General features: G+C 37.9%; 19 protein-coding genes and 2 pseudogenes. 4 read left to right on the top strand and 17 right to left on the bottom strand.

Annotation, left to right across the window (positions count from 1 at the left end; genetic code table 11):
- From H540_RS0117200 to H540_RS0117230, 7 genes and pseudogenes are all read right to left on the bottom strand, one after another.
- The coding region (locus H540_RS0117200; protein WP_028401707.1) for an alanine/glycine:cation symporter family protein at positions 1 to 830 on the bottom strand (830 nt) is incomplete at its 3' end.
- A gap of 376 nt (positions 831 to 1,206) precedes the next feature.
- Positions 1,207 to 1,293 (bottom strand): annotated as a pseudogene (locus tag H540_RS33315) (hypothetical protein); the annotation flags it as partial.
- A gap of 291 nt (positions 1,294 to 1,584) precedes the next feature.
- Positions 1,585 to 2,688 (bottom strand): spore germination protein, encoded by a 1,104-nt coding sequence (locus H540_RS0117210; RefSeq protein WP_028401708.1) that lies wholly within the window; start codon positions 2,686 to 2,688, stop codon positions 1,585 to 1,587.
- A 361-nt stretch (positions 2,689 to 3,049) separates the two neighbouring features.
- Positions 3,050 to 3,400: pseudogene (locus H540_RS30060) on the bottom strand (transaldolase family protein); the annotation flags it as partial.
- A 2-nt stretch (positions 3,401 to 3,402) separates the two neighbouring features.
- On the bottom strand, positions 3,403 to 4,110 hold the full coding sequence (deoD, locus tag H540_RS0117220) for a purine-nucleoside phosphorylase (protein WP_028401709.1): 708 nt from the start codon (positions 4,108 to 4,110) through the stop codon (positions 3,403 to 3,405).
- Between the two features lie 61 nt (positions 4,111 to 4,171).
- Positions 4,172 to 5,350: an MFS transporter gene (locus H540_RS0117225; RefSeq protein ID WP_028401710.1), complete on the bottom strand. Its 1,179-nt coding sequence runs from the start codon at positions 5,348 to 5,350 to the stop codon at positions 4,172 to 4,174.
- Positions 5,351 to 5,529: 179 nt separating this feature from the next.
- Positions 5,530 to 6,288, bottom strand: coding sequence for a TrmB family transcriptional regulator (locus H540_RS0117230; RefSeq protein WP_028401711.1), 759 nt, complete (start codon positions 6,286 to 6,288; stop codon positions 5,530 to 5,532).
- 129 nt (positions 6,289 to 6,417) lie between these two features.
- Between H540_RS0117230 and H540_RS0117235 the strand changes: the two genes are divergently transcribed.
- Positions 6,418 to 6,942 (top strand): GNAT family N-acetyltransferase, encoded by a 525-nt coding sequence (locus H540_RS0117235; protein ID WP_028401712.1) that lies wholly within the window; start codon positions 6,418 to 6,420, stop codon positions 6,940 to 6,942.
- Positions 6,943 to 7,087: 145 nt separating this feature from the next.
- Here H540_RS0117235 and H540_RS0117240 read toward each other — a convergent pair whose 3' ends face one another.
- Complete coding sequence (locus tag H540_RS0117240) at positions 7,088 to 7,540, bottom strand: YndM family protein (protein ID WP_028401713.1); 453 nt, start codon at positions 7,538 to 7,540, stop codon at positions 7,088 to 7,090.
- A 269-nt stretch (positions 7,541 to 7,809) separates the two neighbouring features.
- Between H540_RS0117240 and H540_RS0117245 the strand changes: the two genes are divergently transcribed.
- The gene (locus tag H540_RS0117245) at positions 7,810 to 8,508 is read left to right on the top strand and encodes an SDR family NAD(P)-dependent oxidoreductase (RefSeq protein ID WP_028401714.1); all 699 of its coding nucleotides are present in this window, start codon (positions 7,810 to 7,812) and stop codon (positions 8,506 to 8,508) included.
- Positions 8,509 to 8,647: 139 nt separating this feature from the next.
- Here the strand turns inward: H540_RS0117245 and H540_RS0117250 are convergent, their stop codons facing one another.
- The 3 genes from H540_RS0117250 to H540_RS0117260 all read right to left on the bottom strand — a co-directional run bounded on the left by H540_RS0117250 (position 8,648) and on the right by H540_RS0117260 (position 11,924).
- Positions 8,648 to 9,616, bottom strand: coding sequence for an NERD domain-containing protein (locus tag H540_RS0117250; protein ID WP_028401715.1), 969 nt, complete (start codon positions 9,614 to 9,616; stop codon positions 8,648 to 8,650).
- Between the two features lie 200 nt (positions 9,617 to 9,816).
- Positions 9,817 to 10,659: an aldo/keto reductase gene (locus H540_RS0117255; RefSeq protein ID WP_028401716.1), complete on the bottom strand. Its 843-nt coding sequence runs from the start codon at positions 10,657 to 10,659 to the stop codon at positions 9,817 to 9,819.
- A 56-nt stretch (positions 10,660 to 10,715) separates the two neighbouring features.
- Positions 10,716 to 11,924, bottom strand: a complete 1,209-nt coding sequence (locus H540_RS0117260) for an MFS transporter (RefSeq protein WP_028401717.1) — start codon at positions 11,922 to 11,924, stop codon at positions 10,716 to 10,718.
- A 203-nt stretch (positions 11,925 to 12,127) separates the two neighbouring features.
- Between H540_RS0117260 and H540_RS0117265 the strand changes: the two genes are divergently transcribed.
- Positions 12,128 to 12,499 (top strand): winged helix-turn-helix transcriptional regulator, encoded by a 372-nt coding sequence (locus H540_RS0117265; RefSeq protein ID WP_028401718.1) that lies wholly within the window; start codon positions 12,128 to 12,130, stop codon positions 12,497 to 12,499.
- 121 nt (positions 12,500 to 12,620) lie between these two features.
- Positions 12,621 to 13,100 carry a hypothetical protein gene (locus tag H540_RS0117270; protein WP_028401719.1) on the top strand — a complete coding sequence of 160 codons (480 nt, stop codon included), beginning with the start codon at positions 12,621 to 12,623 and terminating at the stop codon, positions 13,098 to 13,100.
- A 39-nt stretch (positions 13,101 to 13,139) separates the two neighbouring features.
- Here the strand turns inward: H540_RS0117270 and H540_RS31470 are convergent, their stop codons facing one another.
- From H540_RS31470 to H540_RS0117305, 6 genes are all read right to left on the bottom strand, one after another.
- Positions 13,140 to 13,502 carry a 2Fe-2S iron-sulfur cluster-binding protein gene (locus H540_RS31470; RefSeq protein WP_051317158.1) on the bottom strand — a complete coding sequence of 121 codons (363 nt, stop codon included), beginning with the start codon at positions 13,500 to 13,502 and terminating at the stop codon, positions 13,140 to 13,142.
- A gap of 13 nt (positions 13,503 to 13,515) precedes the next feature.
- On the bottom strand, positions 13,516 to 14,364 hold the full coding sequence (locus H540_RS0117280) for a family 1 encapsulin nanocompartment shell protein (RefSeq protein ID WP_028401720.1): 849 nt from the start codon (positions 14,362 to 14,364) through the stop codon (positions 13,516 to 13,518).
- Between the two features lie 25 nt (positions 14,365 to 14,389).
- Positions 14,390 to 14,950, bottom strand: a complete 561-nt coding sequence (locus tag H540_RS0117285) for an IMEF encapsulin system ferritin-like cargo protein (RefSeq protein ID WP_028401721.1) — start codon at positions 14,948 to 14,950, stop codon at positions 14,390 to 14,392.
- A 220-nt stretch (positions 14,951 to 15,170) separates the two neighbouring features.
- Complete coding sequence (locus H540_RS0117290; RefSeq protein WP_028401722.1) at positions 15,171 to 15,809, bottom strand: FusB/FusC family EF-G-binding protein; 639 nt, start codon at positions 15,807 to 15,809, stop codon at positions 15,171 to 15,173.
- Positions 15,810 to 15,969: 160 nt separating this feature from the next.
- A complete protein-coding gene (locus tag H540_RS0117295; protein ID WP_028401723.1) occupies positions 15,970 to 16,233 on the bottom strand; it encodes a CD3324 family protein in 264 nt (87 codons plus the stop codon).
- A gap of 484 nt (positions 16,234 to 16,717) precedes the next feature.
- Positions 16,718 to 17,809 carry a GerAB/ArcD/ProY family transporter gene (locus H540_RS0117305; protein WP_028401724.1) on the bottom strand — a complete coding sequence of 364 codons (1,092 nt, stop codon included), beginning with the start codon at positions 17,807 to 17,809 and terminating at the stop codon, positions 16,718 to 16,720.
- Positions 17,810 to 19,933: the final 2,124 nt, after the last annotated feature.

Below are 19,933 nucleotides of genomic sequence, written 5' to 3' on the forward strand. Positions count from 1 at the left end.
GCACTCCCCATACCAGCTTCATTCGAGTATAAACCACGTTTAACTCCATTCATGAGCGCAGCGCCGATTGAACCGCCTGCTATTTGTTTAAAGCCAAACGCGTTTTGAACAATAAGAGAAAGAACTTCCGGCAGTTTTGTTATGTTCATAGCTATGACAAATAATGCAATACCAAGGTATAACACGGCTAGAATCACAACCTTGTATTCAGCCAGTTTTGCAATACGCTGCACACCGCCAAAGATAATCGCAGCAAAAGCAAGTGTCATGATAATCCCTACAGTTAAACGATCTGTACCAAATGCGTTCTCAAAAGCAATTGTAACGGTATTTGATTGTACAGAATTGAATACAAGACCGAAAGAAAGCGTAATTAAAATGGAGAATAATACTCCCATCCAACGTTTGTTTAATCCTTTTTCCATATAATAGGATGGGCCGCCGCGGAAACCAGTTTTATCTTTTACTTTATATACTTGCGCTAACGTACTTTCAATAAAGCTGGTTGCTGAGCTAATAATAGCAATAATCCACATCCAGAATACCGCCCCAGGACCGCCTAATGCAATCGCAATCGCAATTCCTGTGATATTGCCTGTTCCAACGCGAGCGGCCATACCAATACAGAACGCTTGAAATGGGGAAACGCTGTCTTTAGAACCAGTTCTCCCTTCCATTAAAACACGGACCATTTCCTTTAACATTCGAACCTGTACAAATTTCAATTTAAATGTGAAATAAAGACCGCAAGCAACAAGCATAATAATTAACAATTTAGACCACAGCAAATCATTCGTTGCCCCGACTAGATCCAACAAAAATTGTTGCATTCTATCACCTCTTATTAAAATTTACTAGCTTAGAAGATACATAGTTTTTTCACTGTAAAAAAAGATCAACTTCATCAACTGATGAAGTCTGTCCAAAGTCAGGTGTTATTTAGCCCCCAATTATTTGAGTTATAGCTTAATAGCAGTATCTCAAAAATATATATATAAATGATTTATAATTTCGACATATGAACCGCTGCTATACAGAACCAAAGCCTGCACTCGCTTCCTCTCTCTCATCCTTGTATGGGACAGGAAAAGGGGTTGACCGCTTCTATGCTCCGCCGGATGCTCTTTCCACACTACAAAAAGACGATTTTTTTATTCAGTTGTATATAGCCACTTTTTTTATCCTTTTATTATTTATACCAAAACCACTTAACAGCTCATCTGCTTGCAATTCAGGTACAAGGCCATTTTCTCCTTCAAGTGAGGCTACTGTCCCACCAGTCGTAAACAACATCAATTTTTCCAAATGATAATGCTCCTCTATCTCTTCTACAATAAGTTTTCGGAAAATACTCAATTCGCGTACGTTTAATGTAATTATAGTAACGTTAATATAATAAATCAAGATAAAAATACTCAATACGCGTACGACTTTTCTTTTGATGATGGTATAATGAATAAAAATAAAGAGAACCTTCAGTGAGTGAAGGTTTTACCGGAATTAAGAATTAGCGAAAGAAAAGGGGCATAAAATCATGTTAAGTAGATTAACGACACTGAGGAAACGAAAAGAAACCGGACATTGTTATGACTTTACTTCTTGCCTCCTCTTTTTCAATCTTAAGACAAGCAGCAGTAACAGCGGTTGTAAACCAAATAAAAACAACGCAAAATTGCCCATCATATCCCCGAGTTTAAATAGGTCATTGGTATTTTTCGGAATCATGGAAATAATGTAAATAGCCGGAAGCAAGCCAAACATAAAAGGATGAATGTTCTTTTTAAAGAGTTGCGCCAGTCCCAAAGAAGCAGCATAATGACCAACGTTAAAGCAAGTAAACATTTTCATAATCCATATCACGAGCAAAAAAGACTCAAATCGTTCAAAGAACAAACCAGGCATTTCAAAACTTCGCATGAGGTCAATCGTCGGCCATGTTCTCGTTACCACGCCATCGACGGATAACGCGCCGATGACCATCACGACAGTTATCACGTAAAAGATCAGTGGGATGGAAATTCCGACTAGAACAGCTTTTACTGCTTTGTTTGGCTGTTTCATAAACGCCATTATAATCAACATGCTTTCAAAACCTGTATATGAGAGAGCGGTGGTTTTGATTCCTTGTAATACTGGCATGACCCCTAACCCCAGTACCGGACGCAGATTATCCACCTCAAATACTTTGAAGCCCATAAAAGCAACCACCAAAAAAATGCCGACCGTAATGGGGAGAATAATTTCAAACAGACGGGCAATCGGATTTATGCCGCCCATGATTAGATAGAGGCTCACCCACATAAATGGCATCACGATGGCCCAAGATGGGGTGCCTTCCAACAAAAAGAAGCTCGTCACTTCTGCTAATGCACGGGCATGAAACCCACACATCATTACAAAATAACATACAAGGAGTAGACTTAGTAACCCGCCCACCCATTTCCCGACAATTTCTTGGCTGTATTGATAAAAGGTTTTTCCTGGAAACCGTTGGCCTAATTTGACGATAATAACCCCTACCATCATCGCGATCAGCCCACCTAAAATTACAGTTAACCAGATATCTGGTGTTTTCACCTTCTCTGCAGATGCTCGTGGTACGGTCAGAATCCCCGTTCCAAGTGTATAATTGATGACGACAACAGCTGCTTGAGCTGTCGTAATACGGTCTTTGGGGCTGGTAATCATCGCAGGTCACTTCCTTATTCACAATTCAGGATTACCACTTTCAGAAGGCTCATTACTTCACGCTTTTTCTTATAAACGGTACAATTTTACATTTCCAAAAAAGAACAAAAATTATACAAATGTTTTATTTGACAGAGTAATATTCAGGTTACATTAATTGTCCAACTCTTTTTGCACCAGAACCGAGAAACGTGACTTCTAATTTCTACTTTTTTGTCACAATCCTCTACCCTAACGTTTTAAAATCGGTGCTCGCGTTTCTCTCGGCTGTGGTGGCCTTCAAGGGGTAGTACCAGCGGCGCGGAATTTTATACTTTCTTTATGAAAATGAAAAAGGTGTACTTGACGTACACCTTTAACTTTATTTCACTTGCGCATTGTTCCAGTCTTCTAAAAATTTCTCGATCCCCTGATCCGTTAACGGGTGCTTCATCAATTGATAAATCACATTTGCCGGAATCGTAGCGATGTGCGCTCCCCGCAAGGCTGCTTCCGTTACATGGATCGGATGCCGCACAGATGCTGCGATGATTTCTGTTTCAATTTGATGAACGGCAAACATATCTGCAATTTGCTGAATTAAATCCAGTCCATTATGACCAATATCATCAAGGCGCCCCAAAAACGGAGACACATACGTCGCTCCCGCACGCGCCGCCAGCAATGCTTGAGTCGGTGAAAAGATAAGTGTAACATTTGTACGAATACGCAGGCTTATTCAGCCGTCACCGCATCCAGCGCCATCACAATCATATCGCTGAATGTTGTTTGACGTTCTTCCGCCGTTGTTTCCTCGCCGGTAAAGATATGGTCGCTTACCGTTAAAATCGACAAGGCATTCACACCGTATTTTGCGGCTAATGTGTATAGAGCTGTCGTTTCCATTTCTACTGCCAGCACGCCGTATTCGCCCAATTTCTTCACAGGTTCCATACTCTCGCGATAAAACACATCCGCTGTCAAGACACTGCCCACTCGGACAGGCATTCCTTTTTTCATACCTGCATCATATGCTTTTTTTAATAAATTAAAATCCGCGCAAGGAGCAAAATCAAATCCCGGGAATGTCAATCGATTCATATTAGAGTCAGTGCAGGACGTCATCGCAACGATAACGTCACGAACATTGACATCCTCTTGGATAGCGCCGCACGTACCAACACGTACCAAATGCTTTACGCCATAGTCGCGAATCAATTCATTCACGTAAATGGAAATCGACGGAACCCCCATTCCGGTTCCTTGCACAGACACTCGTACGCCTTTGTAAGTACCTGTAAATCCGAGCATGCCTCGGACGTTGTTGTAGCAGGTAACATCCTCTAAAAATGTTTCGGCAATATACTTTGCGCGAAGCGGGTCACCCGGCAAAAGAATACGTTCTGCGATCTCTCCTTGCTTTGCTCCAATATGTGTACTCATATATGCACCGTTACAAATGGATACAACCCATTTGTAACGGTATTCACCTCTCTTTATCTGTTTATTTTGTAAATAACTTGTTACTAGATGCACTTTCTGGCAAAGGTCTTGTCAAAGAAAATACTGCACACGCCAGTGACACTAAGACAAACAATACGCCGACCCAAGCGTTATAAAACACAGAGCTTTTTTCAATTACAACTCCGCCGATGAACGAACCGAGAGCGATCCCGAAATGAATCGCAGATGTGTTTAAGCTAAGCTGGATCTCGGATGTTTCCGGAGCCGTTTGAATGAGATAGTTTTGCTGCGCCGGCGAAATCGCCCAGCTAAGCGCGCTCCACATGACGACTATCACTAAAAACGCATACGTTGGCAGCTTTGTTGCAATCGGCAGCATTATCATCGAAACCGAAAACAAAGAAATGATAGTCAAAATGGAACGGTGCGTTCCCCATTTATCAGAAAGCCAGCCTCCCGCGCCTCCGCCTGTAACCGCAGCGATACCGAATATAAAATAGACGGCTGTGATCATAGTGCTGTTCATCCCTAACACTTCCTGCAGGAAAGGAGTGAGGTAAGCGTACAGTGTCAAATGGCCGGTTAACATGAAGAATGTAATCAGCTGCGCACTGATGATTTTCGAATGCCTCAATGCTTGTATTTGTTTCTGAAGCGGCACAACCGGCTTCGGTTGAATTGGTTCAAGCAGCGCATAAACGCTGCTCATGGCTACGATGGTCAAAATGGAAATCAGAATGAACGGCGCTCTCCATCCGAATTCATTTCCAATTACAATTCCAAGGGGAACACCCAGCACTAACGATCCGCTGATTCCCATAAAAATCGTTCCAATCGCCCGCCCTTTGTACTCCGGCTTTACTACGTTAGAAGCGATTGTGATAGAAAGAACGATTAACAATGAACCGCTTGCGGCAGTCAATATCCTTGTTATGAGCAGCATCATATAACCTATGCTGACAGCTGCTAACGCATTTCCGATAAAGAAGACGAACATCGTCCATAAATACAATGTTTTTCGTTCCACTTTCGCAGTTATTGTAAGCAAAATAGGAGCTGAAACGGCAAAAAACAATGAGAAAATCGAAATAAGCTGACCAGCCGCGCCTATAGATACATGTAAATCATCGGAAATAAGATTCAGTATCCCTCCAATGATCAACTCCACTGTTCCTATAATAAAAGCGGCTGCCGCTAAAATGTATACTCGCATGTTCATATCCCTACACCCCCTCTTAAAAGGTTACTACACGTATAGTAACCTTTTGTAAACAAAACGGCAAGATATATTTTTTATAGTGCAAAAAATAAGACAGCACACAAACTGTAATAACCTAGAAAACAAAAAGACCTGAGCTCCATCCATGTAAGCTCAGGTCTTGTGTTTCCTTTATTTTTCTAATACCGCAATCGCATGAGTAAGCGCCTTATTTCATGATCGTCGTTCAGTTGGTCGAAATATTTTCCTGTAATGGTCGTTAAGGCGACATCATGGTAGAAAAACTCAGTAAAGAACTTCACGAATGGCTGGGACATCGTCCGCATCGCTTGCCATTTTTCGTTCTCCACTCCTGCAAACAGCACCTCTTTTTGATCGATGATAATAAGCTTGAATCGCTCCAATACATCATGCTCTTCGGATGGAATCAGCGTATGCAAATGAGACAAGTTCGTTTCTGTTTTTCCGATTACCAATCCCTCAATCGCCACACCTTGCCGTTCCTTCTCTTCCAGCAGCGGAACATAATGAACCAGATCATCATTCCAGGCCGAAATGAAAATGGATTGCTCAGCTTCTTCAATAAGCGTTTGGCACTGCGCATCGATAGAAGACCGAACCTTCAAGCTCCACACCCGGTCGTCAATGAACGTTTTTTTCGATTCATGCCTCTTTAGCTGAGCAATGCTGTCTTGAAAATCCCTTGTCAGCTTTTCAATCACAATATCCATCGGCAAAGCGGCATACAGCTTTTTCTTCTCGGACACCGTATCCATAATCAATCCCTTATCAATCATGCGGGACAATACCTCATACACTTTTGCTTTGGGAACGCCTGAATATTTCACAATCGTAGTCGCGTCCATCGGCTCTTCACTAGATACAAGCGTTTCATACACTTTACTTTCATACGGGGAAAAACCAAATTTTTGAAGCATGTTTCCTCCTCATGAATGAGCGGCGCCAGCTTTAACGGCCCTCTCACTCAATTCGTTTTACGTCTAAAAAGATTATACTATTTTGCGGTATGGGCAGTAAAATAAGTAAAAATACAGGGAGGAAACTGCATGGCAAATCAAGTGTTTTTAGCTAAACCGACAATCGAATTACGCGATGCGTACATATCTTTTTATGAAGAATGGAAAGAAAGCAACGAGAATATGGTGCCTTGGGTTATCAGCAAGGATCCTTCTGATTTTGAGGACATGCTGCAATTTCTGGCGGAGTCAGAGATCGAGGAACACATTCCTGCCGGCTGGGTGCCAAGCTCGACATATTGGCTCGTTGATGAAGAAGAGAAAGTGGTCGGTGCGGTGAATATCCGCCACGGCTTAACTGAAAAACTGTTGAACTGCGGCGGTCATATCGGGTACGGAATTCGTCCGTCGGAGCGGCGAAAAGGCTATGCAACCGCAATTCTCGCCTTGGCTTTGCAAAAAACAGAGGAGTTAGGAATAGACCGCGTGCTTGTCTGCTGCGACAAAGAAAATATCGGATCGGAACGAACGATTTTGAAAAACGGCGGGGTGTTTGAGTCTGAGTTTATTGAAGATGATGGGAACGTCGTAAGGAGATTTTGGATACAAGCGTAAACCTTGCTTCTTTGACTAATTTGTTCATCAAACATAAAACCGCTGCCCGCCTCTGCTTTTCATAAGTGCAGTAACCGTGGACAGCGGTTTATGTCATGCTGACTGACAAATAACTGTATTCCGTTCTTACAATCTGTTACAAGAATCAATCCTTTGATTTCGGTTTATGTTTATCCGGGATGTCTTGTTCTTCCGCAAATTCGTAAGCCAACGTTCGGTTGAAAGCGACTCCCTGTTTCTCACTTGTTCGACGATTCGAAATGCCTGTAAGCAAATAACGATGAACAAAGACTTCCGCTACTGTAACTACAATTGCTGACAGAATGCTTCCCCAGGCGATTTGCATATAGTTATCTAGCAGTATACTGCCGAAAATCCACACGCTCATATAGGTCAAAAGAAAATCCACCATGGCCGTCGCTGTATTTCCAACCCGCGGCAAAATAATTCTATCCCCTAACATATAAGAGACAATAGTGACAAACAGACTAAAGGAAACGATATCAACAATGGTCGCATCAAAAAATAAAGCCAGACCAATTGCGAAAGCGATTATACAAGATATAAATTTTATAAGCAATACAGGTGCATGTTTCATCATTCTGAACCTCCCTTTTCTACTTAGTTTGAGTCAAAAAAGAAAAATTCATACATGAAATGAGACTTTTCAGGAGTTTCACCAATGCATTTAGAGGGTTAAGGTTTTAAATATATTGGTGGAGATGGGGAGAGTCAGACAAAATACAACTCGTTATCGACCATATTATAGGCCTTTTAATTTTCAGAATATATTGACTTTTAAAGGTTTATATAATACATTAGTTCACATATAAATTCATGTATTAATTCCAATAAAGGGGAAAGTAGATGAAAAATTTAAAAGGGAAAGTGGCAATTATCTCTGGTGCGGGAAGTGGTCTAGGGAAAGAAACAGCTCTTGCCTTTGCAAAAGCCGGGGCAAACATTGTCATTTGCGGACGTCGTTATGCCAAGCTTGAACAAGTTGAACACTTCATTACTAAACAGTATGAAGTTGATGTTTTGCCTATCCGTGCAGACGTATCGTCTGAATCTGATGTAAAAATGCTTGTGCAAGCAGCATTTGCTAAGTTTCAAAAGATTGATATTTTAATAAATAACGCAGCGGTTTTTCAGCAATATCATGTCGTTGATAGTCCGCTAGATTCATGGGAGTACCAACTCCATAATAATGCCACTAGTGTATTTTTAATGATGAGAGAATGTTTACCGATTATGAGAAATCAAAAATCGGGACATATCATCAACATTACTTCAGGGTTAGTTAAAGAAGGTGCTGCAGGATTTGGCGCATATGCCGCAAGTAAAGCAGCGGTTGAAGCATTAACTTATTCCGTTGAAGATGAGGAGCATAAAAATGGCATTCAGGTGCATGTATTTAATCCTGGTGTGATGAAAACGAATTTAGCCACCATTGGTGATGATCCCGCCAAGGTTGCACCCTATTTAGTTGAATTAGCTCAATCAGATTCTGTCAGTGAAAAGAAAGTAATTCAATTAGAAGATTTCCAGTTATCAGGAGACTAATCATATTTTTATTTTTTACAATCATCTCGATACTATAAATGAAATATAACAAAGGACTCATCTCATAGATGTGTCCTTTGTTCGTTTAACTTCTCAAGTTCTTCATCATGTTAAATTTAAAATTACACTGCTACGTATTTTACTCATCGATTAATAGATGGTACTCTCTTCCCTTCGTTGTACCGGTATGAGGTGCATTTATTGCCAGAAGTAATTTGTTGGCAATCGATCCGGAAGAAAGCTGTAAAAAATCCCTTAATTGTCGATTTGTTATTGTCGGCTGAAGGAGGAGCGCGTAATCCTCCAAAGAAGAAAGATGAGCATCTTTAGAAGAGTAAGAACAATGGGGACAAATCCATTTCCCTCGCTTTCTTTCCATAGAAAGAAAAGCACATTTCGGACAGTGGACACCTTTTAAAAGGTCCGTTTTCAAAACACAAAATTTCTCAAGGATATTGGGATTATACGGGGTGTGATGTTTCAGTATGAGGGAGGATATTTTGCGAAGGTCTTTTTTTGTCAATTTCTCGCTTTTGTGTACCTCTTCGAAAAACTTAATTTTTTCCTGGAGATTCGTGCTGCGAATTACTCTCCGCATACGCCCTGAACGGTTCGAAGTGCTTTTGATAAATGCAGTAGAATTGGCAATGACAACTAAGGATTCAATTGGCATCAACGGGGATTTGTTTTGTTCCAGCCATGTAGCGAACTGAGATACTTGCCTGTTAACTTGAAGGATGGGATCTGGAAAAACTTCTTCCGTTCCATTTACGTTTCGGATGAGTTGATGGAAAGTATGATCAAATAGCAATAACCCCGAGATGTTTTTCACTTCAACGATAAGAAAGAATGATGCAGAAAGGATGAGGATATCCAGTTGAAAGAAGTAATTTTTATGAGGAAGTCTAAGATCGTGGAAAATGAGGTAATCTTGGTCAGGAAGAAGACTCAAATAGTAATCCAATGATTGCTCTCCCCTGTATCCTGCCATACTTTTAGCCAATTCACCCTCAATTTCTCGGTATTTTGAGTGAGTGGTTGGCAATCGCCTCAACAGGGCTGCTAATTTTTTAATTTTAAGGGGGATTTTACGCTCTTTTTTTATCATATCATCACTTCCTTTGGAATAATTCAACCGACTTGGGTGATAATTCAACCAATTTAACAAGTAATTCAACCAATCTGAGCAATAATCCCCCCAACTACGCAAAAAAGATCGATATGAACAAAAGGACGCGAACGCGTCACGCCCACTTATTCATTTGTTATTATTAAAAAATGCGATCAATTTCTTTAATCTCTTCATCATTAAAAGTCAAAATTGTCAGGGTCTGGACCGACTCGATGATTCTGATTCAATCCATCAATTCGTTCCATATCTTCTTCCGTTAACTCAAAATCAAATACCGCCCTGTTTTCAATAATTCGATGCTCTTTTGTAGATTTCGGAATGGTTACAACGCCGTTTTGTAAGTCCCAACGTAAAATGACTTGAGCAACAGATTTGTCATACTTATTTGCGATCTCTTGCAGGACCTGATTATCTAGTAATTGACCTTGCATTAATGGAGACCAGGCTTCTAGCTGAATTCCATGTTTCTGACAAAACGATTGAAGTTCTTTTTGGGTCAAATGCGGATGGTATTCTACTTGGTTCACCATCGGTTTAATTTCTGCGTCTTTCATCAAGTCTTCAAGATGGTGTGTTTGAAAATTACTTACCCCAATAGCTTTTATTCGTCCTTCTTTATAAAGAGTCTCTAATGCTCTCCATGCATCTTTATATTTACCTTCTACAGGCCAGTGAATGAGGTATAAATCTAGATACTCTAAACCAAGTTTATTTAAGCTCGTTTCATAGGCCGCTATTGTAGATTCATATCCTAAATCGGCATTCCAAACTTTCGATGTCACAAATAGATCTTCTCTAGAAATGCCAGCTTCTTTAATCCCTTCGCGGATACCTTCTCCAACTCCCTCTTCATTTCCATAAATAGCTGCTGTATCAACACTGCGATAACCATGTTTAATAGCTGTTTTTACAGCATTCACTAACTCAGGACCTTCTTCTACTTTAAAAACCCCGATACCAAACCAAGGCATTTGTACACCGTTATGCAAAGTTGTTGTATCTTGTAAACTTTTTGCCATTATAAATAGACCCCCTAATTATTATAAATTGAAATTGTATTAGAACTATTTTTGATCTAAAAAAGTATTTTCTGCACTGTAATTTTTTGATCTTTTCGCTCTAGAGCTCGACTCCAACCTGTTAGGATTACGGCTCCCAAAACCATCAATGCTCCTATCCAAGACGTATGAATGAGTCCAATCGAATCTGTAATCACACCGCCCAAGTAGGATCCGATGGCAATTCCGGCGTTAAACGCAGCAATATTGATAGCAGACGCCACGTCTACTGCACTTGGTACAAAACGTTCAGCTAACATAACTACATATACTTGTAATCCTGGCACGTTCATAAAAGCCAATACTCCCATCAAGATGATTGTAATTAAACTAGCTACCTTAAATGGAGCCGTAAACGTTAAAATAAAGAGCACAACTGCTTGCACAATAAACATATAGAATAATGCACGAATCGGATTGCGGTTAGCTACCTTTCCGCCAATCACATTACCGATCGCAATCGCAACCCCATAGACAAACAAAATAACAGTAACAGTTCCTTCCTTAAAACCTGTTATATCTTGTAGTAATGGAGATAAATAAGTAAAGACAACGAATGTACCTCCATATCCTAAGGCTGTAATAATAAATAAAAGGAGTAAGCGGCCGTTTGTAATCAGTGTAAACTGATCACGGAACGTTGTACGAGTACCTTTTCGTAAATCAGATGGAACAAGGATGCTATTAGCAATTAAAGCAATGATACCTACTACAACAATGGTGATAAAAGAAGATCTCCAGCCAAATTGTTGTCCAATAAACGTACCAAAAGGGACACCTGTAACAGTTGCTACTGTGAGCCCTGTGAACATAATCGCAATAGCACTTGCTCGGCGGTTTTCTGGTACCAAATCAGCCGCAATAGTAGAGCCAATTGACATAAATACACCATGTGAAAACGCAGAAACGACACGAGCAACTAGTAAAACGCCTATACTTGCAGCACTAGCAGCAATACTATTACCAACAATAAAAACAATCATAATCCAAAGTAATAAAGATTTACGTGACATACTAGACGTTAAAGACGTTAGGATAGGCGCTCCAAATGTCACCCCTAAAGCATATAAAGAAACGGTTAATCCAGCTGTCGTTACAGTAATTTTTAAATCTTGAGCTATAAGCGGTAATAGTCCTACACTGATAAATTCTGTTGTTCCAATTGCGAATGCACTCACTGCTAATGCCAACAGTGCCAATGTACTTCGTTTTTTATCTAAAGTCACTCTTTCTCCTCCTAATCATTGTCTTGTTGTATTGTTCAATCTTTTCAAACAAACTATATAAATAAAAGAGTATGGTAGAAATCAGCCGGCAAATGTTATTATGGGATATATAAGAAATAAAGAAAAGTACGCACTTTTAAGTAATATAGATACTAAAAAGTTCTATAGGTACTTTTTAGTATCTATTGATTAGGAGGAAGAATATGCAGAAAAAGAAGTACAATATTTCAGTCGAAGCGACACTGGAAGTAATAGGAGGAAAATGGAAATGTGTTATCCTTTGTCATCTAACACACGGTAAAAAACGTACAAGTGAATTGAAGCGTCTTATGCCAGGCATTACACAAAAAATGTTAACCCAACAATTACGTGAGTTAGAAGAAGATGGGGTCATCAATCGTATTGTTCATAATCAAGTTCCTCCAAAAGTGGAATATGAGCTCAGTGAATATGGATGGAGTTTACAAGGTATTTTAGACTCTCTATGTGCTTGGGGAGAAAAGCATATTACCAAAGTATATGGTGATAAATTTGCTGTCTTAGAAGAGAATGTCTTAAATAATAAACTGAAGTAATATGATTGATTATAATTACATAATCCCGACGTTAGGAAAGTAAAACCAATTGACAATGATTCTCATTTTCTATACAATAATATCAGAAATATCTAGATATTGGCCGGCGGGGGGAAACCATATGTTGAACATGTTATATGGGTTAAAGGATATTCATACTGTGATTGCAAACCACCGTAAAATAGGCGGGGTTGCAGAAGCAAACACGATTCATTTATCATCTGATGAAGTATATCATAACCCAGTATTTACAAATATTGATATCTCAAAAGGTCAATATGTTTCCCTATGTTTTATAGATGAAAATGGAACGAATATCATTGCACACGTTGATCAAATTGCTGTGATAAAAGGATTGCAGCATAAGTTGATTTGCCAACTGAATAATACTTATGTAAAACAATTATTGTTACAAGATACTTTACAATACTTACAAAAGTTATGTGAAATAAATGATGGATTTGTCACACCTTCTTTTAAGAAGGAAGCGTTAAAACTTGTTCGAGATATAAGTGTAAAAGAACTTAAAAAGTACAACATTTCACTGCCGTTCCCAATTGAAGAAAAGTTGATTTATTTAAATGAACGCTTATTTGCATAAGATTAAAAACGAGGTTCCACAAGGAACCTCGTTTTTAATTTAAAGGATTTCTGCCTGACAAGCTAATCGATACCCGTCATTTAAGGCCTTCTTTAGTTTGCTTTGCTCTTTTTCATTTGGAAGGGACAGGCTGGATCTTCCCTCTGCAACTTTGACGGTGCATACTCCACAAGTTCCCTTTCGGCATTTATACTGTAAGGCTTGTTCCTGGCCTAAAGCAACATCTAATAAATTCCCTTTAGTAGGTTGGATTTCAAATTTCATTTGCTTTTGAAGCAAAATGATTTTATTAAAGTGACGGTATTCTGGATCAGGCGGATTAGATGGATTGGATTTTGAAACTTTGTTAATACTAATATTTCTAGGAATAAGAGAGCCGATAGTTAATGTTCTTTTATTCATTGGCACTCCTCCGTTAAATATTAGGGTCGTCCAGTGTACAAATCGCAGAAGGGCGTTTGATTCGCAAAACAACAGTTTCGTAAACACGGAAAGGGTGGTTCATGCCTTCATCACCTAAATATGCTGTTTCAAAATCCTCTGAAACAGCAAGGTCTAAATTATTTCGCCCTGTATTGACTATAACTCCCGTCTTTCCTTTTAAAACAGGTGATTGGAACACCCCATCTGTAACTAGTTCACGAACGTGTTCAATTTCTAGAACATTTGTATCTTTATGTACACGATGCAACAGGGAGTATAACTCTGGTGATAAAACAAGAGCAAACGGTCCATTATGTTTCATCTCAAGTAATTTGTTTCTTGCTTCGACTATATCTTGAAAGGCATTTCCTGATTCGTACCAATTTCCAATCAAGTGTGTTAATCGACCTTTTACATTCATTAGCCCCGGGATATCAAATTCCTTTGATCCGTGAAAAATCATCTGGTCCTCTAATATGGCAACATCACGGGCAGCATTTGCAGCTACGGAAAAATCAACAGGGATATCTAAAACTTTTGCCTGTTCTAAATCACGCCAATATAGAACGAAATCTTTGTAAAGTAATGGGATTGTGTAATTTACTCGTTTACTTGACTCAATATCTGTATCAAATGATCCTTGGAAATCCATTTTTGCTTCGTAGTTTTCAATAAATATATCATTAAAAATACTTTGTACTCCTCTTCCAAGCGGACCGTACAATTCGATGAAACGGCGTCCAACCAATTGTCTTCGTGCAGTATCAATGACGATTTGATCTAATTGTAAAAAGTCTTGGCTTGTTAATGGTGCATCTGGAAATAGTTGAGACTTGCTCATTCTTCCTTCCTCCTAACATTTTTAGTTATATTAAACTCCCAACAGTAAATCCTTTTTTCTTCTCTGATTGTTTTACTCTTGGTAAAGAACTAGGTGGAGCTAAATGGTCGTGATGTTCATCATGGTGTGCATGCGGATCAACATAGGCATGGTCAAATTGTTCATTTATCTTTTTTAGCATTTCTTTTACTTGTTGATAATCTTGATAAGAAATATCCCTCATTTGTTTTAATAGCGTACTTCGTGCCTCATCTGTAAATTTAAAGAGTGCTAAATCCAGATGCTCTACAAAATTATGCAATCCGAATTTTTCAAGGTTCAATTCTTGTAAAAGGCGATTAAACTCATTGTTAGTTGGAGAAAAATCTTTCTCTTCTTTTTCGTTTTCAAATTTACTAATAAGCGGAATAAGCTCTGCTAAACGTGATAGCCGTTGTTCTTCCTCTTCATAAATATGGTGATAATACAGGCGTTCATGATCGTCTTTGGCATTTCGAATGACAGGGTCTAGCATATTTATAAATTTTTCGATTGCATCCTTAGTGGTTGTAAAAATTCGAAAAAAAATGTTTAGTTCTTCTTTCACTCACTACACCTCCTAATTTTTAGACAATTTCCATTATTTCCATTTAACTTCACTTTTATTACACCTTATTTTTTTCCTTTAGAAAGAAATAGCAATAGGATTGATTTGTAAATATTTACGGAGGGGAGGAAAAAAATCACCTTTTATAAGCTCATAAAAGGTGATTTTTTCAAATGAAAATAGAGTTGTTTAAAAATGCAACACAACTATACCAACCATCTCAACTATTGAGCCACACAATAAAATCATTTAATTTATCCAGTGTGATTAAGTTTTGATTACATTTTTGACTATCTTGGCAAATATGGTTCCCTCTTTTAATAAATGTACCTTGAACTGATCCTTTTGCTTCAGAAATAAACATGCCTATTTCTTCAAATCGATTACATAGCGCACAAATTCCTTTTTGGTTTATGCTCGTAAATGTACCTTGTAAACCTATAAGCTTATTATGGTGTTGAGCTACGATATATTTTTTATTCGAGCCCTTATCATCCCAACACAAGTATGAAATCTCTTTCAAATCTATGTTCTCTAATGAAGGAATCTTTAGCTTCTTTGCTTTTGGGAATAATTTTCTTATCGTTTGTTCAGTTACCTCTTTAAAAGGAATCACATACGGCTTTAACTGTGATAGAAACTCTTCAGCATTGGTTTTATCTTTAATGTTAAGAATTGGATCTATGAACTGTTTTTTCTCATCACTCATGTCCATGAACAAATCTAATACTTTTTCTTTCGCGATATCTTTTAATGCATGAAGAACATCCATATCGTTAGTGGTCGAGTGTCCATTAATTAGAATCTGTGTTTGCGCTTTAATAAAGTTATACTGGTCACTTCTTATAAAAGGTTCCATTTTCATCACTCCTATTCACGTTGCTTGCTAATTCCCTTTTTATTTTATGAGAGTGCTTTATTTTATGAAATGTAGAGAATGACTAAGAATCAAACTCAACATATAAAAAGCACTGATAATCTATTCTTACGATTATCAGTGCCACAGTCCCTATCCCTATTCATTTAGAATAAACAATTTTTTTGATTGTTTCTATTGAAAGGAAATATTCCTCAGCCAATTGATAAATACTCCTGCCGCTTTTAAATGCATTTTTAATAGAGGTATTTCTGTCATCAATTAACTTTCTTCCTCCAGAACGTGTACCCCATTTTTGATAAGTCGTTTCTGGTTTAGGAATATAAATTGTTTCTCCTTGAACATACTTTTGAATTTCTACTATCAGCTCTTCGGGTAAAATAGCGGTCGCTTTTACATATTTCATTTCTGCCAGCCCCTTATTCCTTTATTAAAAATGAAAATAAGGTGCAAAGCCGAATATTAGAAATGATATAAGCTTACTTGGGCGATTTTATTTTAGATTAAAGTCCACCCCATGCAAAGTATCGCCTTTCCAATACTAGGCTTTGCATGAGTCGCTGCAGACTCTGGCAATATAATCTTATTTGCCATTTTTACACCCCCCTAAAGAATTGCATGACCTAACCCTTTTGGTTCTTTCATGCAATTCAAAAACATTTCCCAATTTCCATTATTATACAAAAAATTAAACCTTATTGCATCTTGTTGCTTTTTAAACAATTTTATTGTAAATTAAACGGCTTTATTTGTAATTAATGTAGCATTCATGAGAATGTTGATAAACTGGGGATTGGTGGTGAGGAGAACTTCCGATAATGAGATGTTATGTTAACTTCACATGTATAAAATATACAAAGAAGACACTGCTACACATACAGTGTCTATGTCTAATATTTATTTTTCCACTTCTTCTGTATGATCGCGATACATAGCAACACTATCGGAATGAACGTCATAATAGATGTTGCATAAAAAGGGAGAATCGTTCTGGAAAATTTGGACAGTTCTTGCGCATTAGGCGATACCCATATAGCGAATAAAGTCGTAAGAAAACCAAATGGAAATACTAAGGGACGGTAATCAGATAGATGTAACCATTGGGCTGTTCCTAGAACAAGTGCATAATAGAACACCGAAAGTTTGATGAACGCCCCCATCACCCACATAGCGACCACAAGTGACTCAAGATTTTCAAAAAAATTAGCAACACTAATGTATCGGAAACCAAGAAACACTGGAAATCTATAAGTAATTGCTGATTCTCCTAACAAAAAAATGATAACAATATTGAGATACACCATGGTTAACATACCGACAACCACCGATATCATACTCCATTTCATCCCTTTTTCACGATCGGTCAAAAAAGGAAGCAGCATGGAAATCAGAAAAATTTCACCGAACCAAACTATGACCCCAGTTGCTCCCATGATTGGAGGCATGATCCCATGTTCCATAATCGGAAATAAATTCTCTGGTTTGAATTGAGGTATGAGCAGTACAAATAGTAGCAGCGGAAGCATCAAGAGTGGAATAAATATTTGGGCGACCCTTCCCAACACTTCCACACCGCCTCGCACAGCAAAGGCACAAACAAGAATTATACTTCCTGTAATTACGACCATAGGGGTTTTATGGAGAACAGCAGCAATAATGAAATCCGCATACTCCCTAGCTATAATGCCACATACATGCAGAAAAATGAACAATATGACAAATCCAAGTATTTTTCCTAGAATCCGTCCCATAATATGCTGACTGTATTGAATGATGGTCTCTTTTGGGTAGATTTTATGTAATTGATACACAATAAACGCTGTCAAAAATCCGTTGAGGGACGCTAAAATTGGCGAAATCCACATATCATGATGTGCAAACCTACCCGTGATAATTGGAATATTAAGAATAGCGGTTGATATTATCAGTGATAATATCAGAAATGCCAGCTGAAATGCAGAAATTTTCCCTTTTTCAATCATTTTTTTTACCCCATTAATTTTTCTTTTAGTATCTCCCTAAAATATTTAGAAAAAACTCTTAACTTCTGATGACACTTGATTATGTGAACAAAAAAGCCCTCCAATTAAGCAATCTGAAGAGCTTTTGATAGTCTCCTAAATATATTAAATCCCGATAATGATATGTTATGTAAATAAAAATCCATTCCAGGTCGTTTACCGGAATGGATTTTTAACATTCTAGATACATTGACTTCCGCTAACACTGATTATGTAAACTACTACAGATGGCTTATTGGGCTATCTTTTTTTGTCGTATACATATTTGAAGCATAAGTTGGCCGGAACAACAATCTTATGCTTCTTGTTATACATGTCACTTTATCCAGAAGTTTGCCACAATAGGAAGCATAAATTTGCCGTGAACTAATAATTAACTCATAAGTGAGTTGTAAGAATAAATAAAGCATCCTTACTTTATGTTTTACTGGATCTATTATCTTTTATTTTGTTTCATTCCACCAAAAAATTGGCTGAGTCTAACCATCATGTAAAGAGTAATAAGTGTGATAGTCCGAAAAAAAGAGTCCATAGTATTTCTCATATTTTGAATTCCTTTTCAATTCTTTTTATAAGTAGTAATATTCTACAAATATAACGAGTATATACAACTTCTAATAATCGGGGTTATGTTAACCTCACATGAATAAAATATGCAGGAGAAACCCCCTCTCTATCTCTTTATCATTATGTTACAATTAAGAAAAATTCTTCAAAAAAGGCTTTATTCCAGCTATTCTTAGTTCTCTATGCCTTGTAGTAGCAACATTCATTGTCTATTCCTTTGCCAAGCAATCACAGCCTAATTTGTTGCTATTAGGTCTTGTATCTTTTGTATGTTTTTACTTGGCAAGAATAATTGACTATAAAATTCAACAAAATCGCAACAAGTAAGTACAGTTACTCCTACCTTTCAGATAAATGGCGTGGGGGGGTGTTATTACGTAGAATATAAAAAGAAAATGAGGTTTATATGAAGCACACATCCAAACAAGAAAAACCTTGGTATTTGAAAAAAAGATTTATTTACATAGTTACTTTTCTTGCACCGCCAGTCGCTTTTCTTAACATCCTTCTGAACAGAAAAGAGTGGGAAAGAGAAGAGATGTTAGAATATCTAACCATAGCAACAGCATCTTTGGCTGTATGGATAATGAGAAAGTTTGTTCCTTTCAACCTATTTATGCTAACGGTCCTCCCTGTTGTCTTTATCATCTTAATCATTTATGGGAACAGAGAGGATTAAAGTACATGTTCCTTCACAACTTCCTATATCACGGATTATGTAAAAAAGCCTATTTAAATAAACAAGCTGCTTTGCTATACATGGGAAGCATAAGTTGGCCGTAAACTAAAAGAAGCATAAGCTGGCCGAAACGACCATCTTATGCTTCTTTTTACAAACAAAATGTGACTTAACCCATAAACTTGCATACCACTAACCCATAACTTTGCATAAAATTATCGGTTTTAAGATCTAATATTACAAAATTATCATTCAAAATAACCCATAAAGTTGCAGGAAGTTTATTTTGGAAGCATAACATTGCAAAAAGTTTTAATAAAATACAATATAAAACTAAAGAGTTGTTGCGGTAGGCCAACACTTCGAAAATTTTGTAAATGTAGCTTTAAAATAAAGTTTGACTAAAAATATCGTGTTAACCCGTATTCTACGGCAAATAAAAAGAGTCTATTTTGAAAAGATTAATCAAAACGGATTCTTATCCAGCAGATTTAAGTTTGGTTTTTATAAAAAAGTTTGATCATTTCTACCTATGTTGTTCCATAATCGCGCCCTTTCGTATTATAAGGTCATCCAGAATATATATCTGGTTGGCCTATTTTTAATAGGTTATTCTTTAGGTAGCCGGGGTAGGACGTTCGCGCCCTTGGGACAAGGATCCCGTCCGTTATACTGTCCCCCCCCTACTTGTAGAAACATGTTTGAGGCTGGTTGGGGCTTTGACCCCGAATAACAAGCGAAGCTATGAAACTACAAGATAGTCAGGGGCTGCCGGCAAATACAGTAAAAGGAGATGTGATAAAGTATGGATCCAGTCATTGGTCTGGATATCGCAAAAG

This window comes from Ectobacillus panaciterrae DSM 19096, assembly GCF_000430785.1.
In the GTDB taxonomy this organism is placed as follows: Bacteria; Bacillota; Bacilli; order Bacillales; family Bacillaceae_G; genus Ectobacillus; species Ectobacillus panaciterrae.

Excerpts from the sequence above, each read along its gene's own strand:
- H540_RS0117210 (WP_028401708.1), bottom strand. The coding sequence starts at position 2,688 with ATGATTACCAGCCCCAAAGACCGTATTACGACAGCTCAAGCAGCTGTT.
- deoD (WP_028401709.1), bottom strand. The coding sequence starts at position 4,110 with ATGAGTACACATATTGGAGCAAAGCAAGGAGAGATCGCAGAACGTATT.
- H540_RS0117225 (WP_028401710.1), bottom strand. The coding sequence starts at position 5,350 with ATGAACATGCGAGTATACATTTTAGCGGCAGCCGCTTTTATTATAGGA.
- H540_RS0117230 (WP_028401711.1), bottom strand. The coding sequence starts at position 6,288 with ATGCTTCAAAAATTTGGTTTTTCCCCGTATGAAAGTAAAGTGTATGAA.
- H540_RS0117235 (WP_028401712.1), top strand. The coding sequence starts at position 6,418 with ATGGCAAATCAAGTGTTTTTAGCTAAACCGACAATCGAATTACGCGAT.
- H540_RS0117240 (WP_028401713.1), bottom strand. The coding sequence starts at position 7,540 with ATGAAACATGCACCTGTATTGCTTATAAAATTTATATCTTGTATAATC.
- H540_RS0117245 (WP_028401714.1), top strand. The coding sequence starts at position 7,810 with ATGAAAAATTTAAAAGGGAAAGTGGCAATTATCTCTGGTGCGGGAAGT.
- H540_RS0117250 (WP_028401715.1), bottom strand. The coding sequence starts at position 9,616 with ATGATAAAAAAAGAGCGTAAAATCCCCCTTAAAATTAAAAAATTAGCA.
- H540_RS0117255 (WP_028401716.1), bottom strand. The coding sequence starts at position 10,659 with ATGGCAAAAAGTTTACAAGATACAACAACTTTGCATAACGGTGTACAA.
- H540_RS0117265 (WP_028401718.1), top strand. The coding sequence starts at position 12,128 with ATGCAGAAAAAGAAGTACAATATTTCAGTCGAAGCGACACTGGAAGTA.
- H540_RS0117270 (WP_028401719.1), top strand. The coding sequence starts at position 12,621 with ATGTTGAACATGTTATATGGGTTAAAGGATATTCATACTGTGATTGCA.
- H540_RS31470 (WP_051317158.1), bottom strand. The coding sequence starts at position 13,502 with ATGAATAAAAGAACATTAACTATCGGCTCTCTTATTCCTAGAAATATT.
- H540_RS0117280 (WP_028401720.1), bottom strand. The coding sequence starts at position 14,364 with ATGAGCAAGTCTCAACTATTTCCAGATGCACCATTAACAAGCCAAGAC.
- H540_RS0117290 (WP_028401722.1), bottom strand. The coding sequence starts at position 15,809 with ATGGAACCTTTTATAAGAAGTGACCAGTATAACTTTATTAAAGCGCAA.
- H540_RS0117295 (WP_028401723.1), bottom strand. The coding sequence starts at position 16,233 with ATGAAATATGTAAAAGCGACCGCTATTTTACCCGAAGAGCTGATAGTA.
- H540_RS0117305 (WP_028401724.1), bottom strand. The coding sequence starts at position 17,809 with ATGATTGAAAAAGGGAAAATTTCTGCATTTCAGCTGGCATTTCTGATA.